Annotated in this window: 9 protein-coding genes; all 9 read right to left on the bottom strand. The window is 56.7% G+C overall.

The genetic code is table 11. From position 1 onward, the window contains the following. Positions 1-313 (bottom strand): DNA polymerase III subunit delta (locus AB7E65_RS10000; protein WP_428745806.1); only part of this gene is annotated, 313 nt, incomplete at its 3' end. Between the two features lie 40 nt (positions 314-353). After that, positions 354-866: an LPS assembly lipoprotein LptE gene (gene lptE, locus AB7E65_RS09995; RefSeq protein ID WP_072287456.1), complete on the bottom strand. Its 513-nt coding sequence runs from the start codon at positions 864-866 to the stop codon at positions 354-356. Next, positions 863-3,415 (bottom strand): leucine--tRNA ligase, encoded by a 2,553-nt coding sequence (gene leuS, locus AB7E65_RS09990; RefSeq protein ID WP_428745807.1) that lies wholly within the window; start codon positions 3,413-3,415, stop codon positions 863-865. Before leuS ends, lptE begins: the two co-directional genes overlap by 4 nt. A 180-nt stretch (positions 3,416-3,595) precedes the next feature. Next, a complete protein-coding gene (gene infA, locus AB7E65_RS09985) occupies positions 3,596-3,814 on the bottom strand; it encodes a translation initiation factor IF-1 (RefSeq protein WP_072287455.1) in 219 nt (72 codons plus the stop codon). 147 nt (positions 3,815-3,961) lie between these two features. After that, complete coding sequence (locus AB7E65_RS09980) at positions 3,962-4,783, bottom strand: GAF domain-containing protein (RefSeq protein ID WP_072287454.1); 822 nt, start codon at positions 4,781-4,783, stop codon at positions 3,962-3,964. 80 nt (positions 4,784-4,863) lie between these two features. After that, positions 4,864-5,232, bottom strand: a complete 369-nt coding sequence (locus AB7E65_RS09975; RefSeq protein WP_072287453.1) for a response regulator transcription factor — start codon at positions 5,230-5,232, stop codon at positions 4,864-4,866. 279 nt (positions 5,233-5,511) lie between these two features. Continuing rightward, positions 5,512-7,143 carry a response regulator gene (locus AB7E65_RS09970; protein WP_320361173.1) on the bottom strand — a complete coding sequence of 544 codons (1,632 nt, stop codon included), beginning with the start codon at positions 7,141-7,143 and terminating at the stop codon, positions 5,512-5,514. Between the two features lie 93 nt (positions 7,144-7,236). Then, on the bottom strand, positions 7,237-8,556 hold the full coding sequence (der, locus tag AB7E65_RS09965) for a ribosome biogenesis GTPase Der (protein ID WP_428745805.1): 1,320 nt from the start codon (positions 8,554-8,556) through the stop codon (positions 7,237-7,239). 219 nt (positions 8,557-8,775) lie between these two features. Continuing rightward, positions 8,776-9,503 (bottom strand): GTPase Era (gene era / locus AB7E65_RS09960; protein ID WP_428745804.1); only part of this gene is annotated, 728 nt, incomplete at its 5' end.

Below are 9,503 nucleotides of genomic sequence, written 5' to 3'. Positions count from 1 at the left end.
CCGGCACGGGATCCTTGAGATAATCGACAAACCGGTCGAGTTCATCGGCCGGCAAGGCATGCAGATCGCGGACAATAACCAAGCGACGGGGGCTGAAAACAGGCAGGGTGCGGGCCGCATCCAGCACAGTGGCAACCCGACAGCCCTTGCCATGAAATATTTCCAGATTGAAATCGCGCGCCTCGGCAGGAACCGTCTGCTCGATAATCTCGCGCAGCGTACGGTCGACGAAGAAGGTCTCCTCCCCGTACAGCAGCAACAGGTTCGGCAGAGATTTTTCCCGCAAGCGCTTTTGCAGTTCACCAGGTGTCACCGGGCATCCCCATCACTGTCGTGCCGCAATGATTGAACGCTCAGAAATCATCGATCATGCGGGAATAGAGTTCGTCGGCGAGACGCCGGGCGACTTCCGCAACCGCGGCTTCTTCCCGATCATCTTCCTGAGCCTTGTCGGCGCTCGCCAGGTAGTCTTCGGTGCCATGCGATGTGCCCTTCCAGAGAATCTGGGCCGTATCGGCATGTCGCAAGGCGGCCTCGACGGTCATGCGGGCCCGGTATTCGGCGATCCGGTCATTGCCGTCATAGGACAAAGAGCTGTTTGTGTACCGGGTGACGGAGCCGGTCAGGACGGCGTCGGCCATATCCGGATTCGCAACGAGCTCCACCCCCGGGCTGCTTGCCAACCGGTCGATCAGCGCATTGGTAACGGCATTCTCCAGGAACGGCTCGTAGGTGGCGTTGCGGAAAATGGCCACATGAACGTAACGAACGCCGCCGGGCAGCGTATCCCCCCGCCCCTGTAAATGATAGCCGCAGCCGAACAGGCCGGCGAGCAGAACGCCAATGGCGAAAATGCGCCGCGTCATGAGGCCACGATGTTCACCAGACGGCCGGGAACCACCACCACTTTGCGCACTGTTTTTCCTTCCAGAAACCGGGCCACATTGCTCTCCTCGAGGGCAGCCTGCCGCAGAGACGCCTCGTCCGCGTCGGCCGCGACCGTCAGCTTGCCGCGCACCTTGCCGTTGACCTGCACGACAATGGTTTTACTGTCCTCCACCAAAGCTGTTTCGTCCCAATCGGGCCATCCGGCGCTTTCGATCCCCCCGGCATGCCCCAGGCAGGTCCACAATTCTTCGCAGATATGAGGCACAAAAGGCGCGAGAAGCCGCACCGTCGCTTCGAGAGCCTCGCGCATGACGCCAGGATGGCGCGCCTTTTCCTCGAATCCGTAAACGGCATTGACCAGTTCCATAACCGAAGCAATGGCCGTGTTGAAATGAAAACGTCCATCGATGTCTTCAGTCACCTTTTTAATGGTCCGGTGCACCTGGCGCCGCAGATCCCTGGCCGCGCCGTCAACCTCCGGAGGGATATCGGCTCCGGCAATCCGCTCAAGGTTATCATAAACCGCACGCCAGACCCGATGCAGAAACCGGTAGCACCCCTCCACCCCCTGTTCGTTCCACTCCAGATCCTTTTCCGGCGGCGCGGCGAACAAGGAGAAAAGCCGCGCCGTATCGGCCCCGTAGCGTGCGATGAGCTGATCGGGGTCGACGACGTTTTTCTTCGATTTGCTCATCTTTTCGGTACGGCCGGTTTTAACGCTGGCACCGCACAGGCTGCACTTGCCATCGACGGCTTGCTCCGGAAACAGCCACCCATGCGCGGGACAGGAAACCGTGTCCATGCAGACCATGCCCTGCGTCAGCAGGTTCCTGAAGGGCTCATCCTGGGAGAGCATGCCCAGATCCCGCATGACCTTGGTAAAAAACCGGGCATAAAGCAGGTGCATCACGGCGTGTTCGATACCGCCGATGTACTGGTCTACCGGCAGCCAGTGATCGACCGCTTCCCGGTCCAGGGGCCCCTGGTCGAATCGGGGGCAGGTGTAGCGGGCAAAATACCAGGAGCTTTCCACAAAGGTATCGAAGGTATCCGTTTCCCGGCGCGCATCCCCGCCACAGGTCGGACAGTTCGTCTTTAAAAAGGCCTGATGGCGTGCCAGGGGGCTGCCGCCCTCGCCGCTGATTTCGACGTCCATGGGCAGAACAACCGGCAGATCCTTTTCCGGAACGGGAACGATGCCGCAGTGCGGGCAATAAATGATCGGTATCGGCGTGCCCCAGTAACGCTGCCGGGAGACACCCCAGTCGCGCAGGCGATAATTGATGGTCTTGCGCCCGAAGCCCTGCGCCTCAAGGTATTCAGCGATTTTTTCCTTGGCGGTTTCATTGTCCAGCCCGTCGAAAGGACCGGAATTGACCAGGCATCCCGAACCGACCCAGGCTTCGTCCATAACGGCGACATCGAGCGTCTGATTTTCGGGCTGGATCACCAACACCATGGGAATATCGTATTTTCGTGCGAACTCAAAATCACGCTGGTCGTGGGTAGGTACCGCCATGACCGCTCCGGTGCCGTAGTCCATCAGCACGAAATTGGCCAGGAACACGGGCAGGCGCAGGCCGTTAACCGGGTTGATGGCATAAGATCCTGTAAAAACGCCTTCCTTGACAAAATCGTCACTGGTGCGCCGGGCTTTGTCCTGGGTACGCACGCGGGCAACGAAAGCTTCGACCTCGGCCCTGCGGTCCGGTGTGGTCAGGTCCGCGACCATGGGATGCTCGGCGGCCAGGCTCATGAAGGTAGCGCCGAAAAGGGTGTCGGGGCGGGTGGTAAAAACCCTGATCTGCAGATCCGCATCGGCCACCGGAAAGGCAATCTCGCAGCCGGTGGACCGGCCGATCCAGTTGCGCTGCATGGTCAGCACCGGCTCGGGCCAGCCGGACAGTCTACAGGTATCGTCCAGCAATTCCTGAGCGTAATCGGTGATCTTGAAAAACCACTGCTCCAGTTCCTTCTGCTCGACCAGCATGCCGCAACGCCAGCAGGCCCCGTTTTCGACCTGCTCGTTGGCCAGTACCGTCTGACAATCGGGACACCAGTTAACGAAAGAGCTTTTCTTGTAAGCCAGCCCCTTCTCGAACATTTTGAGGAATATCAGCTGTTCCCAGCGATAGTACTCAGGGTGACAGGTTGCCAGTTCCCGATCCCAATCGTAGGAGAACCCCATTTTCTTGAGCTGGGCCCGCATATTGTCGATGTTTTCATAGGTCCACTTACCGGGATGCGTTCCATGCTGGATCGCCGCATTCTCGGCGGGCATGCCAAAAGCGTCCCACCCCATGGGGTGGAGGACATTAAAACCCTGCAGGCGCTTGAATCGCGCCACCACATCGCCAATGGAATAGTTGCGCACATGACCCATGTGAATGCGCCCGGAAGGATAGGGAAACATCTCCAGCAGATAGTACTTGTCCCTGCCATCCTGAGCGGCCTTGAAGGTCTGCTCTTTTTCCCAATGTGCCTGCCACTTGCCTTCAATGCCGCCGGCGTCGTAACGTTCTTCCATACCAAACCCCTTGGCATCCGCCCGGATACCGATATAAACAGGAAAACCGGCCGACGCCGGTATCTGAAAATCCCGAAAATTCACGAAGCCGGCACATCCCCGACAAAGCATGCCATGACAGAGAAAACCGGCGGGCGCAACTGCACGTTGCCCTGTCGAACCTGGAAACTGGGCAGCTACTTACTTTTCGCGGTAAGTGATGCGACCTCGCGTCAGATCATAGGGAGAAAGTTCGACGGTGACCCGGTCTCCCGGCAGAATACGAATATAGAATTTGCGCATCTTGCCGGAAATATGGGCCAGAATGATGTGCCCGTTGTCCAGCTTGACGCGGAACATGGCATTGGGAAGCGGTTCGACGACCTTCCCTTCAACTTCAATGGCTTCTTCTTTTGCCAACGCAACCTCCTTGGGTAAATAAACGGGCGTTATCAGTAAATAAAATCCCGGTGGGCAAAACAGCACTATTTAACATGACCGCCCCGGGCATTGTCAACCCTCTGACGGCATAGCCTCAAAGCTGCAAAGCCCATGGCCAGGCAGCGGTTATTTTGTGAGCAGATCCAGAAACCCCTGGATCGTTGTCAGCTTGCGTTCCGACTCGCAATAGAGCTTGGAAGCAAAGATGGCGGTTGCGGCATGTCCCGCCAGCAATGTGAAAAGCTCATGGTCGATTTCGGCAAATCGGCGTTTTTGTATAAACAATCTGTATACAGCCAAAACTCCGATAACGCGGTTCTTGATTTTCAACGGTATGCAGGCCAACGGTTTTTCCGGTTCCAGGCCATCCAGTGTTTCGGAAAAAAAACTTTCGCCTTCCCGGGCTACCATGCCGGGGACCCCTTGCCCCAGAGCAAATACCGGCAAATCCTGAACCACGACACCCTCACCGGCCATCGCCTGTAGCGTACCGGTATTTTCGTCAAGCAGAAAAATGGCAAACTCTTCCCCGCCAATCAGATTGATGATGATTTCGGAGATAATTTTCAAGACTTCGCGAAAGTCGAGGGTTGCGTGCAACTGATAGGTCGCAATATAAAGCCTGGCCAGGCTGTTGTTTTCGGCCTCGATCTCGACATAACGGTTGGCAAAATCAATATTTTCAGACTCAACCAGCTTTATGCGCTGCAGAATTTCGTTTTTTTCCCGCTCCAGGTCGACGATCCGGGCTTTAAGCATCTCCACTTCGCGCAAAGCCTGCCCGGCGCAAGAAGCCAGGCGACTCTGCTCTTCGAGCTGCACCAGGCGGTAACGCAGCTTTTCATTCTCACGCATCAGCTCCTGGGTGAAATCCGCACCTTTTTTGAAAACCTGCATGAATTCTTCAGCACGTTGAAGCAACTTCCCCTGGTCCTCTCTCTGAATCATCGCCTCTCCATGGCAACAGGCAACAACCGGTGTGCAGGCCCCCTACCCTTGATAACTGGGCGGCATCCGGTTTCTCCGCCTCACGGCAGAAACCTCTGGATCGTCTCGATAACCATGGCGGACTTGAAGGGCTTGGTGATATACCAGTCGGCACCGACCTCCTGTCCGCGGGAAAAATCATCCTGGCACTTCCTCGCCGTCAGCATGATAACCGGGATATGGCGGGTTTCCGCAGCGAATTTGATCCTCCGACACACCTCGAAGCCATCAATTTCGGGCAGCATGATATCCAGCAGTACAAGATCCGGCTTGTCCGTCGCAATAGCCTCGAGGGCCGCCTGGCCATTGGAGACGCCCCTGACTTCATACCCCCTGGAAGTCAACAGGATACTCTCGAGCCGCAACAGACTATCCTCGTCCTCAACAATCAGGATTCTTTTCCTGGGCACATTTTCCTCCCTTTGTCGGATGGCTGAAAAAGCCCTTTTCGAGACTTCTTCATAACTTACAGGCACTGTTTTTCACAGGATCCGGCGGAAAAAGGAATGTCGTGGCGATCATGATGACAGCTTCCTGCACTACCCTCACCAAGGGCCACAGGCAGCGCGCTCACAGGCTGCTCGTACTTCAAGGCACTGCCGCGGATCTGGGTTGGGGCAATTGGAAACCGATCCATGACACTTTTCTCCATCATCTTTACTGCCACCCCGATGTCCGGAAAGCTTCCGTCAGGCGCCTTGCAAACCGGTCCGGCTAACCTGAAGTCGCTCCTCCAGGAGGGCCTTTTCCATGGCCAGGCCTGCCTGGGAAAGAAAAATCTCCAGCGCTTCGGTATTTCCGACAGGTCGATGTTCCGGTAGATTGTCCCCGTACAGAATGGCAACGACGCGCCCCTCGCTGAAAACCGGCCCCAGAAAGATATCCTCGGGAATTCCCCCCCCCAGAGCCTGCGCTAGAAAGCGATCCCATCTGCCATCGCCAAAGCGCGCGCGCATGGACTGCGGACTGCACAGCATGCGGCTCAGGATGGAATCGCTGTCCCGGGGAATGACAATGTTTCGAATGGCATGGTTCGTGTCACCCCCCGCCAGTGCCACGCCAAACTGCCCGATTCCGACGATCTGATCCTGTTTCACTGAAAAAATGACGGCACGGTTCATCACTTCACTGGCAAAGCGCAGCACCAGCAAAATGATGCCACCGCCCAGACAGGGATTGTTCAGCTCCTCCAGCATTCCCTTGAGCAGATGCAGGCCGGGCGAATTCCGAAAACCTCTTTGCACACCGTTCCCGGAGCCTTGCCGCTCGCGGTCGGAGGTCGCAACTGACGGAGAAATATTCTCAGGGACAGGTGACCCGGCAACAGCGCGCAAAGACAGAAACAGGCTGCGCCCCAGGGTTTCAACGGCGCGCCGCCACTGATCCCGCGGCATATCCGGCTGCAGCGGCTTGGAAAAAATCTCGGGCAGCCCCAGCTGCCATGCCTTGTCTTCCGCTTCGGAGCTGCGGTGATCCGACAGTGGCAGAACCCGCATATCGGGATAGGTGCAGACCACTTTTTCCAGCAGTTCCAGGCCGCCGAGCATGCCCTCGCCGTTGAGGCAAGGCATGACAAGATCGATCAGGGCTGCCGGAACGATGCCCTCCAGCCGGGCTTTTTTCAGTTGGATCCAGAAATCGGCCGCCGTCTCGAACTGCTCGACGTGCAACCCGTGCGCGTCGAGATAGCTGCCAAGTTCCTGCCGCAGACAGGGATCGTCATCGACGATCCAGACCGGATTCGGAAATTCCTCACGAGGCATGCCGCTTGTTTCGATATCCCGGGCCGAAGCGCCGGTGGCCACGGCCGGAGGATCGTTTTGCCGGGTATCTGACGCAGACATGGGTGACGACGGCGCAGATTCCAGCCGGTCGCCAAGCAAAAGATGGGGGACCGCTTCGGTGGCAGGCAACCTGTCAACATCCTCCCACAGATCAAAACAGAACTGTCCTTCGGTCCAGGATGCCAACTGCTGCAGCAGGCGCCGTGCCAGCGGTTGAAAAACATCGTTGACCAGCTGCGGAGCAAGACTGAAACACCCGACCAGAACCCGCCGAAGGTCACCGGCGGGGTCGCTGGAAAAAAGTTCGGAGGCCCGCTCCAGAAGGTCTTTTTCCAGCACATCCCGAGCCTCAAGTTCGGCAGCCAGGTGGGGCACCAGGTGCAGAGAAGAGAGGCGCACCACCTCTCCATGCCAGAAAGCGATGTTCCAAACCTGGTCCCGGTCACTAACCGTCAATTGACCGGATTTTCGACTGAGATGGATGATTTTAAGTATGTCATCCAATCTGAGATCCGCCAGTTGCCCGACCAAACTCATGCCTGCCCCGCCTCTTTTGAATACTCTTGTTTTGTGTTTTGTAGTGTATCCGGAATATGTCCCGGTAACCCGATGGTGTCGCAAAACCAAAACCTATTCTCGGCCACCTCTGTTCCTGAATGTCAAACGGATGGGGCAACCATTAAAACCAAAGGCTTCGCGCAGCTTGTTGGACAGGTATCTCTCGTAGGAGAAGTGAATCCCCGCGGCATGGTTGCCAAAAACGACAAAGGATGGCGGGCGTACGCCGGTTTGGGTCATGTAGTAGAACTTGAGGCGTTTGCCCTGCACCATCGGCGGTGCGTGGGAAATAACCGCTTCCTCAAGCACCTTGTTGAGTGCCGAGGTCGGCACCTGACGATTGAATTCGACAGACACTCTTTCCACTTCGCCCATGATTTTGGAGACACGCTGCCCACTCAGTGCGGAAACGAAAACAATAGGGGCAAAAGGCAGAAATTTAAAGGCGCGGCGCACATTTTCAGTGAACTTCTTCATGGTTCCCTGATCTTTTTCCACCAGGTCCCATTTATTCACCACCAGAATCACCGCCCTGCCTCGCTCCAGCGCGTAACCGGCCACCGTGAGGTCCTGATCCGTCACCCCCTCCTCGGCATCGAGCACCACCAGCACCACATGGGCTCGCTCCATGGCTTTGAGCGACTGGATGACACTGTATTTTTCGAGTTTTTCCTGCACGCGCCCCTTGCGGCGGATGCCGGCTGTGTCAATCAACACGTAGCGTTTTTTATTGTAGGCAAATGGCGTATCGATGCTGTCACGCGTCGTGCCCGCCGTCGGATTCGCCACCAGGCGCTCGGCACCGATCATGCGATTGATAAGAGACGACTTGCCGACATTGGGCCGACCAATCACCGCCAGACGGGTTTCATCCTCGGCAAGAGCATCGTTTTTCGCAGACGCCGGCAAAGCCTCCAGCAGGGCCTCGATCAGATCGTCCATGCCGCGACCATGCTCGGCGGAAACGCTGAAAAGCCGGTCACCGCCAAGGGCGAAAAACTCACCCGCGGCAGCCTCCTGCGAAAAACCATCCACCTTGTTCACCACATACAACACCGGTTTTTCGCTGCGGCGCAACATCGCCGCCACATCTTCATCCGAGGGAGTCAACCCCTGCCTGGCGTCGACCACAAACAGTATCACATCGGCTTCCTCGATGGCCAGTCGGGACTGTTCGCGCATCTGCGCCAGCAGGCGGTCTTCGCTGGCAGGTTCGAACCCGCCGGTGTCGATAAGCACAAAGGGTGTTCCGTAACGGGTTATCCTGGCATAGTTCCGGTCTCGCGTCACTCCGGGAAAATCCTCGACAATGGCGCGACGTGTTCCGAGAATCCGGTTGAACAGGGTCGATTTTCCGACATTGGGGCGCCCGACGATAGCAACAACTGACATGGTTTTTACCTATCAAAAAATGATGCTTTTGCAAAAAATCCTAAATCCGATGGCCAAGCAAAAAACCCCAGCCGCAGAAAGCGCGATTGTCAAGCAATGAGACGTACTTGCGCAGATCGAAGCAGCGAGGCAATTGTAGCAGTGCCGCAGGTGGCGAGTTTTTGCGACCTCTGCATAAGTATTATCCGCAACAAAAGAAAAAGTGGAAGGATGCCGGTTTTATTCATATCCGAAACGCTTGAGCTGCCGCCGTTCCTCCGTCCAGTTTTTCTCCACCTTGACCAGCAAATCGAGAAACACCCGGGTCCCCAACATACGTTCGATATCGAAACGGGCCGCCTTGCCGATGGATCTGATTTTTTCTCCGTGCCGGCCCAACACGATTTTTTTGTGACCTTCCCGCGATACATAAATGCAAGCTTCGATAACAACCAGATTCTTTTCGGGCTTTTCCTCAAAGGCATCAATTTCCACGGCCACCCCGTGAGGTATCTCGTCGTGGGTCTGTTTGAGAATCTGTTCGCGAATCATTTCCGCGGCGATAAAACGCTCGGGCAGATCGGTAATCATGTCTTCCGCGTAATAACGAGGCCCCTCCGGCAGATACTTGACCAGGGCGCGGACCAGGTCATCGGTGCCCTCTCCCGCAAGCGCCGAGACCGGAATAATTTCACGAAAATCGAACCTGGAGGCATAGGCTTCGATCAGCGGCAGCAGTTTCAACCGGGGTACCAGGTCAACCTTGTTGATCACCAGGATCACCGGGACCTTGCTGCGCGAAACCTGTTCCAGCACAAAATCGTCCCCGCCACCCAATGGATCGGTGGCTTCAACCAGAACAAGTGCGACATCCACATCGCCGCAGGCGCTCAGGGCCTGCTCCACCATATAGCGGGTGAGCATCCCCTTGGCCTTGTGAACCCCCGGCGTGTCCAGAAAAAGTATCT

The organism is Syntrophotalea sp. (assembly GCF_050253115.1).
Classification (GTDB): Bacteria; Desulfobacterota; Desulfuromonadia; order Desulfuromonadales; family Syntrophotaleaceae; genus Syntrophotalea; species Syntrophotalea acetylenica.
Note: the sequence above shows the minus strand (reverse complement) of the source record. Positions and strands in the feature narration are given on the sequence as shown.

What these genes read in the sequence shown, in the direction of transcription:
- AB7E65_RS09980 (WP_072287454.1), bottom strand. Translation starts at nt 4,783, where the DNA reads ATGATTCAGAGAGAGGACCAGGGGAAGTTGCTTCAACGTGCTGAAGAA.
- lptE (WP_072287456.1), bottom strand. Translation starts at nt 866, where the DNA reads ATGACGCGGCGCATTTTCGCCATTGGCGTTCTGCTCGCCGGCCTGTTC.
- AB7E65_RS09970 (WP_320361173.1), bottom strand. Translation starts at nt 7,143, where the DNA reads ATGAGTTTGGTCGGGCAACTGGCGGATCTCAGATTGGATGACATACTT.
- der (WP_428745805.1), bottom strand. Translation starts at nt 8,556, where the DNA reads ATGTCAGTTGTTGCTATCGTCGGGCGCCCCAATGTCGGAAAATCGACC.
- leuS (WP_428745807.1), bottom strand. Translation starts at nt 3,415, where the DNA reads ATGGAAGAACGTTACGACGCCGGCGGCATTGAAGGCAAGTGGCAGGCA.